Source organism: Ferrimicrobium sp., assembly GCA_022690815.1.
GTDB lineage: Bacteria > Actinomycetota > Acidimicrobiia > Acidimicrobiales > Acidimicrobiaceae > Ferrimicrobium.
On sequence record JALCZJ010000004.1, the window covers coordinates 92,295 to 109,020 of the forward strand.

General features: G+C 58.4%; 18 protein-coding genes. 6 read left to right on the forward strand and 12 right to left on the reverse strand.

Annotated features, from left to right (window positions below):
- Positions 1-573 precede the first annotated feature (573 nt).
- The 9 genes from MP439_02240 to tadA all read right to left on the reverse strand — a co-directional run bounded on the left by MP439_02240 (position 574) and on the right by tadA (position 8,015).
- Positions 574-1,443 carry a tyrosine-protein phosphatase gene (locus MP439_02240; protein MCI2974880.1) on the reverse strand — a complete coding sequence of 290 codons (870 nt, stop codon included), beginning with the start codon at positions 1,441-1,443 and terminating at the stop codon, positions 574-576.
- 79 nt (positions 1,444-1,522) lie between these two features.
- Positions 1,523-1,990, reverse strand: coding sequence for a pilus assembly protein TadG-related protein (locus MP439_02245; GenBank protein ID MCI2974881.1), 468 nt, complete (start codon positions 1,988-1,990; stop codon positions 1,523-1,525).
- Positions 1,965-2,381 (reverse strand): hypothetical protein, encoded by a 417-nt coding sequence (locus tag MP439_02250; GenBank protein MCI2974882.1) that lies wholly within the window; start codon positions 2,379-2,381, stop codon positions 1,965-1,967. The genes MP439_02245 and MP439_02250 overlap by 26 nt, the downstream gene beginning before the upstream one ends.
- 28 nt (positions 2,382-2,409) lie before the next feature.
- Positions 2,410-2,697 (reverse strand): hypothetical protein, encoded by a 288-nt coding sequence (locus MP439_02255; GenBank protein ID MCI2974883.1) that lies wholly within the window; start codon positions 2,695-2,697, stop codon positions 2,410-2,412.
- 325 nt (positions 2,698-3,022) lie between these two features.
- Positions 3,023-3,304 carry a hypothetical protein gene (locus MP439_02260; protein MCI2974884.1) on the reverse strand — a complete coding sequence of 94 codons (282 nt, stop codon included), beginning with the start codon at positions 3,302-3,304 and terminating at the stop codon, positions 3,023-3,025.
- A gap of 385 nt (positions 3,305-3,689) precedes the next feature.
- Positions 3,690-4,643, reverse strand: coding sequence for a proline iminopeptidase-family hydrolase (locus MP439_02265; GenBank protein ID MCI2974885.1), 954 nt, complete (start codon positions 4,641-4,643; stop codon positions 3,690-3,692).
- Positions 4,644-5,086: 443 nt separating this feature from the next.
- Positions 5,087-5,926: a hypothetical protein gene (locus MP439_02270; GenBank protein MCI2974886.1), complete on the reverse strand. Its 840-nt coding sequence runs from the start codon at positions 5,924-5,926 to the stop codon at positions 5,087-5,089.
- Entirely contained in the window at positions 5,923-6,750 is an 828-nt protein-coding gene (locus tag MP439_02275; protein MCI2974887.1) for a hypothetical protein, read from the reverse strand. Before MP439_02275 ends, MP439_02270 begins: the two co-directional genes overlap by 4 nt.
- Positions 6,747-8,015 carry a Flp pilus assembly complex ATPase component TadA gene (gene tadA / locus MP439_02280; GenBank protein ID MCI2974888.1) on the reverse strand — a complete coding sequence of 423 codons (1,269 nt, stop codon included), beginning with the start codon at positions 8,013-8,015 and terminating at the stop codon, positions 6,747-6,749. Before tadA ends, MP439_02275 begins: the two co-directional genes overlap by 4 nt.
- 214 nt (positions 8,016-8,229) lie before the next feature.
- On the opposite strand from tadA, the gene MP439_02285 reads away from it, so the two are divergent.
- A complete protein-coding gene (locus MP439_02285; protein MCI2974889.1) occupies positions 8,230-9,084 on the forward strand; it encodes an MBL fold metallo-hydrolase in 855 nt (284 codons plus the stop codon).
- Here MP439_02285 and MP439_02290 read toward each other — a convergent pair.
- Both MP439_02290 and MP439_02295 read right to left on the reverse strand, forming a co-directional pair.
- Positions 9,081-10,550 (reverse strand): hypothetical protein, encoded by a 1,470-nt coding sequence (locus MP439_02290; GenBank protein MCI2974890.1) that lies wholly within the window; start codon positions 10,548-10,550, stop codon positions 9,081-9,083. The genes MP439_02285 and MP439_02290 overlap by 4 nt on opposite strands.
- Positions 10,540-11,268: an SAF domain-containing protein gene (locus tag MP439_02295; GenBank protein MCI2974891.1), complete on the reverse strand. Its 729-nt coding sequence runs from the start codon at positions 11,266-11,268 to the stop codon at positions 10,540-10,542. Before MP439_02295 ends, MP439_02290 begins: the two co-directional genes overlap by 11 nt.
- A 196-nt stretch (positions 11,269-11,464) precedes the next feature.
- Between MP439_02295 and MP439_02300 the strand changes: the two genes are divergently transcribed.
- Positions 11,465-11,716: a helix-turn-helix domain-containing protein gene (locus MP439_02300; protein MCI2974892.1), complete on the forward strand. Its 252-nt coding sequence runs from the start codon at positions 11,465-11,467 to the stop codon at positions 11,714-11,716.
- A 138-nt stretch (positions 11,717-11,854) separates the two neighbouring features.
- Here the strand turns inward: MP439_02300 and MP439_02305 are convergent, their stop codons facing one another.
- Positions 11,855-12,412 (reverse strand): hypothetical protein, encoded by a 558-nt coding sequence (locus MP439_02305; protein ID MCI2974893.1) that lies wholly within the window; start codon positions 12,410-12,412, stop codon positions 11,855-11,857.
- A gap of 105 nt (positions 12,413-12,517) precedes the next feature.
- Here MP439_02305 and MP439_02310 point away from each other — a divergent pair, with 105 nt between their 5' ends.
- The 4 genes from MP439_02310 to era are packed head-to-tail and all read left to right on the forward strand — an operon-like array spanning position 12,518 to position 16,204.
- A complete protein-coding gene (locus MP439_02310; protein ID MCI2974894.1) occupies positions 12,518-13,531 on the forward strand; it encodes a PhoH family protein in 1,014 nt (337 codons plus the stop codon).
- The gene (gene ybeY, locus MP439_02315; GenBank protein ID MCI2974895.1) at positions 13,528-14,079 is read left to right on the forward strand and encodes an rRNA maturation RNase YbeY; all 552 of its coding nucleotides are present in this window, start codon (positions 13,528-13,530) and stop codon (positions 14,077-14,079) included. The genes MP439_02310 and ybeY overlap by 4 nt, the downstream gene beginning before the upstream one ends.
- 8 nt (positions 14,080-14,087) lie before the next feature.
- Positions 14,088-15,362, forward strand: a complete 1,275-nt coding sequence (locus tag MP439_02320; GenBank protein MCI2974896.1) for a hemolysin family protein — start codon at positions 14,088-14,090, stop codon at positions 15,360-15,362.
- Complete coding sequence (gene era / locus MP439_02325; protein MCI2974897.1) at positions 15,362-16,204, forward strand: GTPase Era; 843 nt, start codon at positions 15,362-15,364, stop codon at positions 16,202-16,204. Before MP439_02320 ends, era begins: the two co-directional genes overlap by 1 nt.
- Positions 16,205-16,726 lie beyond the last annotated feature (522 nt).

A 16,726-nucleotide genomic window follows, 5' to 3' on the forward strand; every position in this document is an offset into this window, starting at 1 on the left:
AGTTCGCCGTGTGGTCGTAAAGGGGTCTGAAGCTGGATCGGACGTTTGGACCTGGCTGCGCTGGTGCGAGATGGACCTAGCCCTCTGGCAGCGCGGCGTGTGGATTCGTGTTGGCTTGGAGGCTCTAGCTGGACGCGGTACTGCTCCAAGAATGTCCGAGCGCTCGTTGGTGAGAATCGAGTGCCATCGTGTGTGGATGGTCAACGTGTTGGGGCATCGGGTTTATTGGTCAGCTAGCCCCATCCAGGTGAGTCTGGCCCGGGTGCGTTTGACCCTAGTGGTTTGGGCCGGACGGATTGACCGATGGTCTGATGCCAAAAGGGGTCATCGCCAAAGACGGTCATTGATCACTCGATTCCAGGTAAGCGTGGCGATGCTTGTACCTCGGTGGTGGCGTGCTGGAGTCGCTGCATGGGTGATCACTGGCGGTACCGTGTCGCCAGCATGGGTCCTTGGTGGGCATGATCCCGAGTGTCGAGCGCGAGCTCGAGGCTACACAATGGCGACCGGTACCGGTGTATCACTGGACAGGCTGTCGCAAGCTGGGTTGATCTCGTGCGCTAGGCCTTGGATTTAGCAGGTGATTGGAATGTCAAGGGCCCCGAGTGCCGCCAGGAGCGACTCGCGCTGGGTGGCGATGTAGCTATGAATATTGCCGGGGTTGACATTGGCCGTGCGCAAGGCCGGGCGGAGTGTCACAAAGCGAGGCAAGGTGCGATATAACGATGACAGTGAATAGTCGTCAAGCACGTCGCGCACCGGGATGTTCATCGCCAGTTGCCACAGGGCCACGACGATCCCAGTGCGATCCTTGCCTGCCGTGCAATGAACCACGATGGGTTGCTCATGGTCACGATAGAGTTTAAACGCCTCTAGTAAGTCCCCACGATGTTGGTGAACCAGATCGAGATACATGTCGCGCATCGCCGCGTCGTCGATGGTGTCGATCTTGCCTTCAAGGAGCGCTGTGGTGGCGTCGGTAAAACCCTTAAGGTTGCCAACGATCGGGATCTGCACGATCTCGATACTGGACGGTGCGTGTGTTGGAGCAAGACCTGATTCGTCCCCATGACGAAGATCGAGAACCATGTCGATGCCGAGCTCTTCAAGGACTCCCCAGTCGGCAGTCGTGAGCTTCGCAAGATTTTCTGAGCGGTAGTGAGTGCGCCATGGAACGAACGTTCCGTCTAGGGATACCCGACCACCAGCATCACGGAAGTTGGTAGCGCCATCGAGAGGAATGCGCCGATTCGCGATGATGTAGGTGGTTTCGCCAGTTGTCAGTTCGACCGTCGGGCCAACCGATGGTTCAGGCAAATCGATACTAGCGATCGGGCCATGGCACGATAGGCCAAGCCGCGATCCGAGCGAGGCTGTGACGACGAGCTTGCGGTGGTTCTCACTGAGGTGGGCATCAACAGGTTGACGCGCTTGGTTGATCACATCAGTCACCTTAGCCGTCAGAACCCCGGTCGCTTGACCGGGAGCGACAGGCGATCGGAAACGGTGAGTCGCGCCGTCGTCAGCGACCAGTTGCTAGCGGACCCAACGCTGATTGTGTCGCTGGACCGATGCTGGCTGTCGCCTTCGCAGCTACCGTGCCTCGATCGATGTCGAGGAGTGTCATGAGCGGCACTTGTTGGGGTTGGCTGAGGGCGACGGTCAGACTCAGTGCGCTCGGGAAGGACACGGTAATCTGCGTGGACGTTGTGGTTGCTCGACTGACGCAGCGATCGATATCTGTGGTTGCGAGATACGGATCCAGCGCCAGCCTCCCCTGTGAGTAATACGAAGTTGGATCTAGGGCACGCGTACCTCGGAGTGCGCAGGCTTCGGCGACTTCGGTGAGTTGGTGCTGTTCGAGGTAGAGTGCGGCGGTGTTGATCACGATGGCGGTGAGAACAACGACGATGAGTGTGATGGCGGGCAACAGAATGAGGGCCGACCCCACCTCCTCACCAGCGTTAGATGCCTTCGGTGGTTGGTGCACAGTTGAATCCTTCGGTGTCGGGACTGCGATAGGCGCCGGTGGCGATCGTCGCCGAACCAATGACTGGGTAGGTGCTGATTTCCTTGCCGAGGATAGACAGGCCTGGCAAGGTGGCACGAGTCGCCAGCGACAGTTCGGCGATGCTACAGCCGCCGAGAGACCCTCGCAGACTCGTGGTGACTGGATAGCCGTCGATGGTAAGCGAAGCGGGTGGTGCAACGCCTGTGAGCGTCGCGGATCTCAGCAGGTTCCACGCTTGTTGATCGAGCTGTTGCTTGAGACTGACGATGCGCACGGTTCCGAGAACGAACGGGATGAGCAGGGCAAGCACGACCACGCTCACAAACAACATCGTGATCAGGTCGATAAAACCTGCTTCCGGTCTGCTCACTTCGTGGGGTGACCGTGCGTTAACCAGGTTAGTTGACGGTGGCCGTTGCTTGGGCTGAAATGGGTGTTGGTATTGCGAGTATTGAGGCATCGTGGCGGAGCGTGAGGCCCACTGACTGTCCAACGATGTTCCAGACGATAAGGAGGTCATGATGTTGGTAAATCCCCGATGAATAGATAGATGAATCTGCCGTTGCGATCGCCTGAGTTGCGCCGGAATTTAAATCACTTGCTGCGAGCGTGACGGCATGATCAGCGGTTGCATTGAGCTGAATCCAGGCGATGGTGAGGGCCGCAAACTGGAAGACAATGACCAATAAAATGATACCGATGGTTCCGGCGATTAGCGCTGTGATGAGTGATGACCCTCGCTCGCGTGACCCTGCACCTTGTGCCCTAGATCCATTTGCCCTAGATCCATGTGCCCTAGATCCGTGTGGCCTATATCCATTTGGTTCCAACGGATTGGGTTCGAACGGATTGGGTCCGCGATCATGGGAGGTACCAGCGCCGATGGTCGAATCGGGTGATTGGGTCCGCCTTGGCGGCTGCGAACACTGATGATGTCGACTGCGTAGGTGGATGAGTGAGGGGGTTGTATCAGCGGGTAGGGTTTGGCCCAACGAGCGCAATACCCCGCGCTCATTGGCCAATTTGTGAGACCTGGGTCGATATCGAGCTTGTCGCGTTATGCAGAATGAGCTTGAACGCGACCCAGAGCCCCACGGCGAGAAACGCCATGATCATGACGACGATAGCAGTCGAGATTACCCCTTCACCCATCTCATCCCCAACGTCACAACGCTGGATGAGCAAGCAAAATAATCGCTGAAGATTTTGGATGAACAAGATGACGAATAAGGTGCATCGATTGATCGCGTGATGAATGGCCGACGTTACTCGAGCCGACTTCCCTGTCAGCATGACAACTCCTTCCTTGGAATATAGGTATCGTAGCGCATCAATTAGTCACTGTCAATGCGTGGTCGAAGATTTTCTCTTTCTTCGGCAACCAACCATGCACGATTGACACCGGTTGGTACGAGTTGACATCTCATCGTGAACTGCCTTATGTGAGGTGCCCAAGGCCGCAGGATGTGCCCACTAATTGCACGTATTCAGTGGACAATGATTAGGGGTTTGCTACACGCTGGTTGACTCTATGATGTACAGTGCGCGCGTTGTGAATGACGGCTTCACACGACCATCTTGTGTGGCAGCGCTTGACGATCCTCGTTGTTGATGGGCTGGTCGATTCCAAGCGGCGCGTGCCTTGAGCCCGCAGCAGCAGAGGAGGTGGGCTAGAGCGTCAGAGGCTGGTGAGGAAGTCGAGGAGGCCGGCGAAGTAGACCTCTTGGTCATCGTAGAGTGCCATGTGACTTCCGTTGGGGCAGTAGAGGTACTGGCCGTTGGGTAGTCGTCCAGCCATCATCTCCATATGGGCTGGATCCATGGTGTCGTGGCGGGCGCCGATGGTCAGCGTTGGTACCTGGATGCGCGCAAGGTCCGCTACACGGTCCCAGGTCACCAGTTTGGCATCGGCACTCATGCCGAGCTCACTGGGTCCCTGCATCGACACATAGATCTCCTGGTTGATGTCGTCCATGCCCCTTGTTGCCGGTTCGGGCCATTGCTCCGCTGGCATCCTCAACGTATGGTATTCGTAGAAATGAGGTATTAGAAGCTCCATATAGCGAGGGTTCGTGGTGTCGCCGGCCGCCTCGATGGCCTTGATCTCGGCCAGAACCTCTTGATCCATCTGCGGCATGAGAACCTGCTCGGCGTAGGTGTTGTAGGCGGGGGCGCTCGCCATCATGTTGGAGATCACGAGGCCCTTGAGGTGGTCTTGGTGGGCGAGCGCGTATTCGATCGCAAGAATACCGCCCCATGAGTGTCCGAGCAACACGAAGTTGTCACGATCGAGTTGCAAGGCCTCGCGGACCTGGTCGACCTCGTCGACAAAGCGATCGATCTCCCAAAGTGAGGGGTCCGTAGGCTTATCGCTATAGGTTGATCCGAGCTGGTCGTAATAGTAGTATTCGATGCCGGCGTTGGGCAAGTAACTATCGAAGGCCTCAAAGTAGGCATGGTTGGCCCCAGGACCTCCATGCAGGAGCAGTACCTTTAGGTCAGGGTTGTTACCAATGCGCTTGGTCCAAACATTGAAGTTGCCGATGGGCGTGGAGATCGGGATGCGCCTGGCCCCGCCACTTAGCCGGTCGGATCGACTGGAGTAGTCCAGGTATGCGTTTTTGCTCGACATGATTCCCCCTTGTGATGTGATCGCAGGGAAAGCCTAACGCTTGCTAGCGCTTGGACAACCGTGGTCGATGGTAGCAGCCGATATTTTGGCCCTCGGACCGTCATGGGGTATTGACCCCACGGTCCGTCTGGGGACATTGATACCACGGAGTCGTGGTGATGATGAGAGCCCCGTGACGTGGGTCACGAATACGGCGCTGGAGCGACCATGACAATACTCGGACCTCTTCAGCTTGGGTGGTGCCTGTGGTGAACAAGCGCGCCATCGCTCGGACATCTCATCTCGGGCCCGCTGGAACAGGGCCCTATGTGCTGACCGAGATTATTGATCAGCGTGGCACGTCTTGTGTGGATATGGTTGCCTGGTCCATTCGATCTGATCGCTGCCATGGGGAGGGTGAGCGTTGGCCAGATTGGGGGGTCGCTTGTCTTTGGACGATGGCCTCAGTGTAGCGCGAGCAGCTTCAGTGATCCGACAAGGGGGACGATCACCAAAAGCACGCCGGGTATCAGCGTCGCGATGGCGACGGGAATCCAGATCAGCTGTTCACGCTTGCCGGCGATTGCTATCAAGCGGTTGTGGTGATCGAGTTTCGCTTGGACCAGGAGTTGTGCGATCAACTTCTGGGCTACCTGATGTTGCCAGGAGAGTGCAAGGAGTTCGAGAGCCCTGCGCACCTCGGGGATTCCGGCCAGCGTGGCCAGTTCCGTGAGTACGTTGGCAACCGCCTCACCGCGAACGAGTGAGGCGGCGCAGCGCACAAGGTGGGATCTCCATGACGTCTGGGTTGTTTCGGCGATTCCGATCAGACTCGTGGTCAGCGAGTTACCACGTTCCAGTGATATCTGGAGTTCGCTCAGCAGGAGGGGCAGTTCGTCGCGTAGCGAGGTACGCATTTGTTGAGCCGCGGCCAGCAGGGTAAGTCGTTGGAGACCGACGGCGATGAGCCAGAAAAGGGGGGTGACAAAAATGAAGATCGGGTCCGGTGTCAACAGCTCGACCAGAATGAGCAATGCTGTGGTGAGGACGGTTGCGTTGGCGGTAATGGTTGCCAGATACTGCGCCGGAGTCTGTGGCACCAGCGTCACCGCAAGTTCGCTACGCAAGCCGGTGGCCAGCTTGTCAAGCACAGGCCGGGTTGTTGATGTGGGACGCTCCCCAGCCGGCCGTAGGTGACGCAGGAGACGTTCGTGACGGCGATTAGTCGGTTGTAAGCTAGCGAGCTTGGCAGCGAGGGCCACGACGAGCCCGCAGGAGATGAGCAGGATCATTCGGTCGATCATGGGGCGAACCAGTGCATGAGGTGAAAGAGACGCGACTCGTAGAGCTTCTTCGACTCGGGCTGGTCCAACGGCGTCAGGTACCGATCAGCCCACAGCCAGCAAAGCGTGATCATGACCAGTGCTATCGCACCCATGGTGAGACCAAGCCGGTTGAGATAGGAGTGGATACCTCCCCCGATAACGATCCCGATCAGGAAGAGCACGACGGGAACAACCACGACAAAGGCGCGTGCCAGTCGAGCACCCGAAAGCTTGGCCTGTAGCTCGGTCGTAAGGTTGTGATCTTCTCGGTGGCGGTCCCCAAGTTGGGCCAGTGTTGCCTGGGTCTCGCTCGCGCTAGCGTGAGCCAAGCTTGCCAGCATACGCACCGTCTCGGTCGAAGCCCCGGGGGCGAGTTGTGCCATCAACGGCGTGAGGGCAACCCTGAAATCCCCGGTGAGTTGGTACTGTTTCGTACCTTCGTCGACCGCTCTCGCGAGGGGTTTGGGCAACGACGCCGCCGCAGCGAAGAAAGCTGTTGGTAACGCGTCGCCGAGGCTTGCCATCCGGGTTGCCGTCTCGTCTAAGACCGTCGGCCAAGCTTTGGAGAGAGAGAAGACCAATTGCTCGTTTGCGTGCGAGGTGTTGACGATCACGACGATGAGTGCCGCAGCACCCGTGATGAGCCCAATGACGGGTGACACGATCAAGCCGATAATCGTTACCATCAGCAACATCGGTACCGTTTGGATGCGCAGCGAAGCCTTGCGTCGACGAGGCGCGACGTGGCCCAGCTCGACGAGCGCCCCAGCGGCGACGATGATAGAGCAGATGATGGTGATCATGCGAGCTCAGCCACCGGGTGCACGGCGCCAACGTTTCGCAGTCCTGGGTATCGACGGAACAGACGGGCGTGGTGAGGGATCGGGGAGACAAAGCCGCCCCCCTGGATGTCAACCGGGATGGTTACGAAGTTGGTTTGGTCGTTGGCCGTGACGACATCTTCTACCAGCGCGATTTCAGTGATGAGGAACGTGGATTCAACCTTGGCTTGATAGACGACGATGTCGATGCCGTCGGCGATCAGTTGGCTCATCGAGGCGCTTGACATGGCCGTCGTGTTCAGCTCGGCAAGCAGGCGTAGTCGGGTCAAGGCTCCGCGTGCATCGCGAGCGTGGATGGTTGACAAGCCTGGAACGCCGCTGGTGGTCGTTAGCAAGAAGGATAGAGCCTCCTTGTCCCGAATTTCGCCAACCACTGCTATCGTCGGTGCCATTCGTAGGAATGCCGCAACCAGCGTCCTAAGGTCGACACCGACAACCTGGCGTCGTTCCTTGCGCGTCTGCAGGTGAGCAACGTTGAGCAGATCGACTCCCGTTTCTGCTACCTCTTCGGCGATCACCACGCGGCTCCGAGGCTCTACCTGTGAAAGCAACCGCCGCGCTAGCGTGGTTTTGCCCGATCCGGGTTGCCCAGCGATGAGGATCGTCGCCCCTTGGTCTAAGGCCTCGACAAGGAAGTCGTGCAACGGTAGCTGTGAATCCGATTGGGTCCGGTGGCGCGCCACACGTCTGAGGTTGATTAGCAAGTGTCCGTTCGCGGAGAGCTCAGGGTGAACAAGGTGGAGACGAGATCCGTCGGCCAAGCTGATGTCTTGAATACCCTCGGATGGGTCGAGTACCCTGCTTGAGCCCGGTGAGCTAGCTGCGATCCGTTCGATGATTCGACGAAGGTGTGCGTCGTGATAGAAGCCCTCCGGGTAGCGCAGATGACCCACCCCTTGACGAATGACAAAGATGTCTCTTGGCCCGTTGATCATGATCTCTTCGAGCCGTGGATCTTCCAGTAACGGCTGGAGTGGGCCTGCACCGAGCATGCTACGGGTCACATAGTCGGCGATGTAGTGAGCGCTGTCGATGCCAGGTGCCTCTGAAGGCTTTAGGGTTGGCGACGTGTTCTCAGCCTCGGACCGAGCGAGCGCGTAGATTCGCTGCGCGCTCGCTCGGTCATTGGGGTCGAGGTGTTCACGTTTCGCCACCGCCTGGACTCGGCCCTCCACGAGAGCACAGCGACCAAGCAACTCGTCAGCATCGTTGGTCATCGACCGCATTGTTGCGTTCCCTCCTTGGACACGTTCTAACGGATGCGTCCTGCACCCGCTCATAGTATGGCCTATGGATGCGAGGCTTACAAGCCACGAACCGTTGTGGTGCGTGTTGATCGCCACCGGGGTAACACTTGGTTTTGAGACAGCCTGACTCCGAGATGCGATAACGGTTGGCTTGATCCAAGACGACATCGAGAGACAAGAAGATAGGAGGGCAGTGAGTTTGGAGAAGGTGGCCGATCCACGAGTTGGTCATGTCCCCCCGGTCCCAGTGGGGGTCACCGAGATCAGTCGATTGGTGGTTCGCATTCTTGCCCCAAACCCGTCGGCGATGACCTTGGATGGAACCAACACCTACTTGGTCAAAGCGATCGAAGGGCGACGAGCGATGCTGATCGATCCTGGTCCCGAGGTGTTGGAGCACCTTAGCGCTATCTCCAATGAGGTGAATGCCCGTCAGCTTGATGTCAAGGCGGTCGTTACCACCCATGCTCATCCGGATCATGCGGCACTCGCTAAGATGGCTGCCTCGGAGCTTCGCGCGCCATTGATCATGGCCGAAGAGATGCCTAGTTCGGCCGTGGCTCAGTCTCTGCTCGAATCCTGTGGCATCGATGTCGTTGCTACCCCCGGACATAGCCACGATTCGGTCAGCTACATCAGCAGTGACGGAGTCTTGATGAGCGGAGATCATCTGCTTGGCCGAGGCACGACAGCTATTTTGCACCCCGACGGGTCTCTGCGTCACTACCTGAACTCGTTGAACGTTGTCGACGGCGTTGAATTTGCCTTGATCGCGCCGGGCCATGGGCCAACCATGGGGGCAGAGCTTGGCCGTCAGGTGATCGCTTACTATCGATCCCATCGGCTGGAGCGTATCGACCAGATTCGTGCGCTCATCGAGGGCGGGGCCACCAAGGCGACTGAACTCACCCAGGAGATCTACGGTCGCATCGAAGACCCGGTTGTCGCCTGGTCGGCACGGGCATCGACATTGGCGACCATCGCGTTCTTGGTCCAAGAGGGGGAGCTTGGGCTCGATGGTGACGAAGTATACCCTCGAGCGCATTAGGCCTCCACGTTGGCAAAGAAGTCCAGCAGCGGGTCTATGCGCTCGTAGTAGGGGTGGGCCACAAGGTCTGGTTTGAGGCTGGGTACCACGAGCGGTAGCTCACGGGCCCGGTGGACGAACGAACGCAGCGGCCTTAGCGATTGCCCGGGGAAGGCGAGCACCCCGTGATGGTAGTCGTCGAGGTCCAAACCCTGGAGCGTCACGATCTCGAGGGTATGCAGTTGGGCGATGCCCTCAGGGATTGCCTCTTCTAGGAGCTCGTGGAGTTCGCGGCCGCGCCGTATCGGTCCACGCGGTTCGGTTACTCCAAGGAGGATCTCTCGCACTTTGGTGAAGTGTCGAAGAGCGTCGCGCACGAGGTTTACCAACCCGTACATCGAGGCGAGGCCCCCTCGAGCGGTTAGGACAAGCACCGAAGCGTCGCCGACTAGACCCTCGGCCAAGAGGTCTAACTCGCTTGCTTGGTCACCGGCCCTGGTAGTTACGAAGGTGTCGGCACATGGAACGATCAACGTTGTGGCTGCTGTTGCGACCATCGTCAGGGCTTGATCGACGCGATCCAGATTGCACTGGATCGTTGGGCGGCGCCGTAGCGGCTGGGGAATGAGCCGGTAGCCGCGGGTGGTTACGGGTTCACCAATGGCATCCATTGCTGGCTTTGAGCCATGTAGGAGATCGGCGATTGAAGGGGCCTCAAGTGGCGTGTCGTGAAGGAGCCGCTGAAAGCCATGTGAGTCGAGTTCGACCAACATGGTCTGACCACACTCGGGCTCTTGCGTGGCGTCTTGAGCAAAGAGTTGCGCAAGTAGACAACTCACCTCCGCACTCAGGCTCGGGTCAGTTCCGATGACCGGGATGACACGACAACCGAGCTTGGGCTGGTTTGCGATAGGGGCAACAGCGTCATCGGAGCCCAGAGCTTGCTGGCGATGGTTGTGGTCACTGGGTTGTTGGTCTTCGCCTCGATCAACGGCACCTCCGACGGGCTTAGAGACATCAGTTGGTGCGAGCGCTTGGGCCACCTTGGGCTCATCACTGTAGGCACCATGATCCAATGCTCCTGGACTGATCGTTGGTGTCTGACTTGTTGGCATTGGAGCGGGCTGTGTTGTGGACGCAGCTGTGGTATCGGTGGACGATCGCATCGGCGGTGCTGGTTCGGTGATTGGGTCATCGATTATGGCGAGTCGATCGTGGGCCCAAGCTGTTGCTGTTCGGTCAGTCGCCCGTTTAATTGCGAGTGCGACGAGATCGGTTGGATTGATCGCAAGGACCTCTTCGGGTCGAATCGTCGGATAACAAGCTACCGATTGATCGGAGATGACGATCCCTATCTGTCGGAGCGCTGTCAACTCACCTGGAGACGAAAGACAGACGATGTTGAGCTGGTCGGCGACCGAGGCAAGTCGTGCCATGACGTTGATGGCATCGTCGGTCATGATCGCGACAGTCGGATTATCCGACATGTGGTACTCCAACAGGAGGGTAGGTCTCGAGGCTATCATGGCCTCGCACACCCGTTGCCCCGACGATGGCGACCTTGCCGACCTGTTCCGCCTGGTCGATGGCCAAAGCTGTCTCGAGGTGGGTCACACTGACGGTGACGAGATACGTCTGGTCGGTAGTCACTAAGGACTTCACCCGTACGTCGGCTGCGAGCACCTCGGTGGTGGCCGTGCCGCCGGGGGCTGTAAAGGTGGCGATGACGTCGACGCGGTCTCCTGCTTGGATGAGGGCCGGATCGATCGAGGTGTTGGTCAACGCTACGGTGACCAACGGCAAGGGAGGCGTCGGTGCAGAGTGGCTGACCATCGTGGACTCGATGATCTCGTTTGGGTCGATCGCCACCGTTGCGATCGTCCCGATGAGCGATTCAGGGTCCTGTGTCACGTGCTGGCCAAGCCACGATGGTACCACCGTTTTGCGTAGCTCCAGATCCTGGGGCAACAGAGCCTCGCCCGGTGGAATCGCGACCTTGGCGACGGGGACCCAGGCGGTTGGGGGGCGCTCTGCTTCGTGCACCAGTGAGGCGCCAAGTGTAGCTACCGCGATCGCGAGCATCGTGATGAGCCCGATGAACCGTAGTCGAGCTGGGTCAATGCGGTTCTTGCCAATCCGTCGCGGCTTTGTTCGTTGCCTCCACCGCGAGCGGCTTGGGCGTGGCGGGGTATCGATTGACTGCATGTTTCCTCCCTGAATTTCGTCGCACCATCAGCTGGCATCGATCCTTGTGTAGCGGCTACGTCGGGATCGCTGTTCACGTTGCCTAACGAACGGTGCGTGTGCGTCCTTGCACCTCAGGATCGTAGCGTTGCGTCCGGTGAGGTGTCAAGTCATCCTCTGATGAACTATGATATCTTGTGGTAGATGGAGGAACTTGGTGGTAGAAGGTAAGTGGCTCAGCTCGAAAGAGGCGGCTGATCGGCTTGGCGTATCGTTGCGAACGTTGTACCGCCTGATCGACGAGGGGCAATTGGTGGGCTATCAGATCGGTCGCAACATTCGTCTCAAGCATGGGGATCTCGACGACTACGTCGAGCGCAGTCGCATCGCCCCTGGTGATCTGCGGCATTTATACCAGTTTGACGAGGCGGATTCTCGTCAAGTAGGTCAGGACCCGGTCGCTGGTTAGCCAGCCGGTGTGTCGTCGCCCACCGTCGCCGTCGTCTTGCATACCGGGCCCCAGTGTAAACCAAAGGAAGCCTTCCAATAACGGCGATCCAAACTAACGATGTGGTGAAGTCGCCAGATGGTAGGCTAGTGCTGAGATTTATGGTGATATCGGGAGTCCTGGGCTGACCAAGGCAATACGTGAGAGCCGCACGGCACAAGAGACGTTGCGATGACTCCTGTAATACAGGTAGTCCTCGGCCAGTGCGATGACGTGATCCAGCCGGTGGGTCTGTCCGTTGGTGTCGACTATCCAGCACGCCCCTTGGCTGGTCAGTTGTTCGAGTTCGGTGGCGAACGAGACCAAGCCCAGCGCTGGAGTCAGCTGCGCAGCCAGGAATTCGACGGTGTCGATGTGCTCCGTGGCAATCAGATATGGCGATCGGTCATCGGTGGTCAGTCGGAGTGTGCCCGGGCCAAACCCATCAATCGTGCCCAACAGCTCGTGCGAGTACAGGCGGAGACGGACGCGATGCTGATGAACGAGCAGATCGTCGAAGGTACTGGTTTCGAGCCGCCGCATAGCACGTCGCTGGCGACTCGTCAGCTCGTTTTCGGCTGTCGTGGCCTCGATCTCGGTCAGGGCGAATATCAATTGGGAGGTGACATTCTCGCCTTCAGGCGCACCGTCGCTCGATGGTCGTCTCGCAGTGGTCATGAGGTAGCCATCGCCCCAGTAGGTGCACACCTTGATTGTGGATGTGGCGATTCGTGCGAATGAGGAGCGCTTCGGCAGGGCCAGGAGGGATTGTGAGAAGGATCGATGCAAGGATTGGAGAGTGAGGAGAAGTTGACTATGGCTGATGCCAACGCAAGTGTGGCATCGATGTCGGGTAGGTTGCGTGTGTCGAGCCCACCTGCACTATTAACTGTCCTTGGGCGCAACGATGAGCACCTAAGGATTCTTGAGCGTGCGTTTACACGCTCTCGCATTCTCATTCGGGGTGACGAGATCACCGTCGAGGGTCCGGACGCGACTGTTGTGATTCGACTGTTTTCCGAGCTGTTGGCGATTGCGGATCGTGGTGACGCCATCGAGCCTCAGACGCTGCAACGTGCCATTGACATGGTCGAGGCCGAGGCGAGTCCCAAGGACGTGACCGATGTCGAGCTTGCTCGGTCCCGCTCTGGTAAACCGGTGCGGCCAAAGACCATCGGACAGCGTCGATACGTCGAGGCGATTGGCGCTAACACTATTACCTTCGGCATCGGTCCTGCGGGAACCGGGAAGTCCTATCTCGCGGTTGCCCTGGCGGTGGCCGCCCTGCAGGAGAAGCGGATCAATCGCATCATCTTGACTCGACCCGCGGTTGAAGCTGGCGAGCGACTTGGCTTTTTACCTGGTGATCTGAACGCAAAAGTCGACCCCTATCTACGCCCCCTCTATGATGCACTCTACGATCTCATGGACCCCGAAACCGTCACCAGGCTCTTTGAGCGCCAAGTCATCGAGGTGGCACCGCTGGCCTTCATGCGAGGCCGAACCTTGAACTCGAGCTTCATCATTCTCGACGAGGCCCAAAACACGACGTCTGGCCAGATGAAAATGTTTCTAACACGCATCGGGTTTGGTTCAAAGGCGGTGGTGACCGGTGATGTCACCCAAATCGACCTGACTAGCGGTCGCTCCGGTCTCATGGACGTCGAGCGAACGTTGTCCGGTATCGAGGGAGTCTCTTTCGTCCGTCTCGATTCCAGAGATGTGGTGCGCAATCCGATCGTCACGGCGATAGTTGATGCCTATGATCGTAGCGAAGCGGAGGCTGCGAGATCGTGAGTGGTGAGTTAGAGGTTTTTGTCGCCAACGAACAGGATGACGTCCCGATTGCAGAGGATCTGGTTTATCGCCTGGCTAAGGCGATTGCCAATCGAGAGTACCGTGCTCGGCCAGCCGAACTCTCAGTGATTTTTGTTGATCGGGACGTCATCGCCTCAATGAACCTCGAGTTTCGAGGGGTCAGTGGACCGACTGACGTGCTTTCGTTCACGATTGAAGAGGACGAACCGACCTACGGTGGCGCCGTAGACTCTCGGCGCCCCATGCCGACCTCGCCTGAGCCAGAGCGACCCGCGCTGCTTGGAGACATCGTGATCTGTCCATCGATCGCAGCAGGGTATGCCCCAGAGCATCGCGGGGATCGTGGACACGATGGTTCACTTGAGGATGAGTTGGCATTGCTGCTGGTGCACGGAATCCTGCATCTCAAAGGGATGGACCACGAGATCGATGCCGAGGCTGAAGTGATGGAGGCTCGAGAGGACGCACTGTTGGCTGAGTTCTACCATCCACTCAAACGCGATCGACATAGCGAAGCCAGTGAGTAGGTGAGCAGATGAACACCGAAGACACCTGGGCACTGGTAGTAATCATCCTCCTGGTGCTGTTGTCGGCCGTCATGTCCTTGGCCGAGACATCACTGACCCGCACCTCGAAAATCAGGGCCCTCGGACTGGTTGAACAGGAGCGCAGAGGAGCCAAGCGTCTCGCCCAAATGGTTGAAGATCCCGGCTCCTATCTCAGTACCGTGCTCTTTGTCACCCTCGTTGCCCAGTTGGTCGCGGCCACGTTGGTCGGCATTATCGCTGATCACCTGTTTGGCCCACTTGGCGTGGTGGTCGCCACCATCGTGGAGGTCTTGGTGATCTTCGTGCTTGGTGAAGCCGTGCCGAAGAACATCGCGGTGGTGCGGCCGGATGAGAGTGCGTTGTTTGCGGCGCCGCTGGTTTCGGTTTTAGTGAGGTTTTGGCCGATCAAGGTGGTCGCATCAGCGGTGGCGCGACTCTCCAGGCTCTTGACACCGGGCCGTGGGATCATTACCTCTTTTGTATCCGAGCAGGAGCTGCTTGCGATGGCGGATGCAGCCGAGGAGGGTGACGTCATAGAGGATGAAGAGCGCGCGCTCATCCATTCGGTGATTAACTTCGGTGACACCATTACTCGCGAGGTGATGGTACCTCGTCCTGATATCGTCGCCGTCGAGGCGACAACGACGGTTGAAGATGCCATCGCTGTCATCATCCGGGCGGGACGTTCCCGGCTGCCGGTGTATGACGGTTCGATCGATAACGTCGTTGGTATTCTTTTAGCCAAGGACCTCCTGTCTCTTGAGCGCAAAGAGGCGGTTCACGAGCCGGTCGGGAGACACATGCGTCCAGCGCATTTTGTCCCTGAAAGCAAGCCCGTTGCCGATCTCTTGCGGGAGATGAAGGTCGGGAAGTTCCACATCAGTGTCGTGGTCGATGAGTACGGATCAACGGCTGGGCTTGTGACGCTCGAGGACCTGATCGAAGAGCTCATCGGTGACATCTCAGACGAGTTCGACACCGAAGACGACGCGGTGATTCCCGGAGCGGATGGAGCGGTGCAGGTGAAGGGTACGTACTCGATCGACGATCTCGAAGAACTGCTGCATGTTGACCTCCCCGAAGGTGGTTGGGATACCATTGGTGGTCTCATCTCCGGTCAACTTGGGCATCTACCCTCGGCCGGCGAGGAGGTGGAGGTGGCTGGATACCGGCTCACCGTTCTCCACGTCACCGGTCATCGGGTTGCAAAGGTTGAGATCGCGCCGGTGGTCGATCCTGGCGTGACTGGCGAGGTTGGCTGATGCGCTCGGGTTTCATAGCCGTTGTCGGGCGCACCAACGTGGGTAAGTCCTCGCTGATCAACGCCATCGCCCAAGCGCAGCTCTCGACGGTGTCCTGGCATAAGAACACGACGAGGCGCGCGGTTCGTGTGATCGTCAGAGAACCCGAGGTCGAGATGGTGCTCGTGGATACCCCTGGACTCGACGTCGGTCGAGATCAGCTTGCTGCACGGCTCTTCGCAGTTACTGAAGGGGAGATGGATGGGGCTGACGTTACGCTGATGGTCTTGGATGCTGCCAAACCGTTGAGTGAGCGAGAGCGAAGCGTTCTCGATCAACTCACACCGCAGGACCTCGTTGTCGTTAACAAGATTGATCTTGTCCACCCAACCGCTCTCTTGCCCAAGCTCCAAGAGCTGTCGGCCTGGCCGTTGGCAGACTATCTCCTCGCCTCTGCTAAGCAGGGCACGGGGGTGGTGGAGCTCCGTGATGTACTTGGTAATTACCTTCCCGAAGGTGACCCGATGTACGAGCCGGAGACCAAGGTCGACCTGCCACTAAGGATTTGGATCGCTGAGATCGTCCGAGATGAGCTGCTCAATGGTCTTCGTGATGAGGTGCCGCACTCGATCGAGTGTCGGGTTATCGATTGGGATGACGACAGCGACGAGGTGCCGGTGGTGATCTTTGTGGAGCGAACCTCCCAAAAGGGGATTCTGATCGGCGAGGGCGGGGCCCGACTCCGGTCGGTGCGCCACCGTGTCAATCGACGGCTGCGAGGTCGTTTTCGGGTACAGCTCGAGGTTAAAGTGGCCAAGGAGTGGAGCCGAGACTCGCGCAGACTTGATGAGTTCGAGCTCTGAACACCGATCAGAACTGAATCGCCCAAGCCTGAATCGCCCAAGCCTAAATCGCCCAAGCCTGAATCGCCAAAGCTCGAATCGCCCAAGTTCGAATCGCCCAAGTTCGAATCGATCAGGCCCGCAGCCATCACTGGCGACGACGTATGGCCGCGCATGCGTCGAGTTGTCGGCCCGCTGCCACGTCCAAGCGTTTGGGATTAGGCTAGGCCTGCTGGCTCACGGTCGACCCAGAGAAGGTTCGGGCAGACGTCTCTTCATCGATCGGGGCTCAGCCTGCGCGGTGCTTTGCTGTTCGTCACATCGAGGCGTAGCCATCACCATGCAACGACAGAACCCGAGATGCCTTCGGCGAAACCCTGAATCGAATGATGGTGATACCCACCTCGAGGATCTCGGGTTGTGCTCAAGCGCTTGGTTGGTGGTGCCTAGTTTGATCAAGAGCCCGCCATCACGTGGTTGTGTGGCCACCCACCCTCGTCGTGGGGCACAAGGGTGTGCCTGCGTAGGTATTTGACCATAACG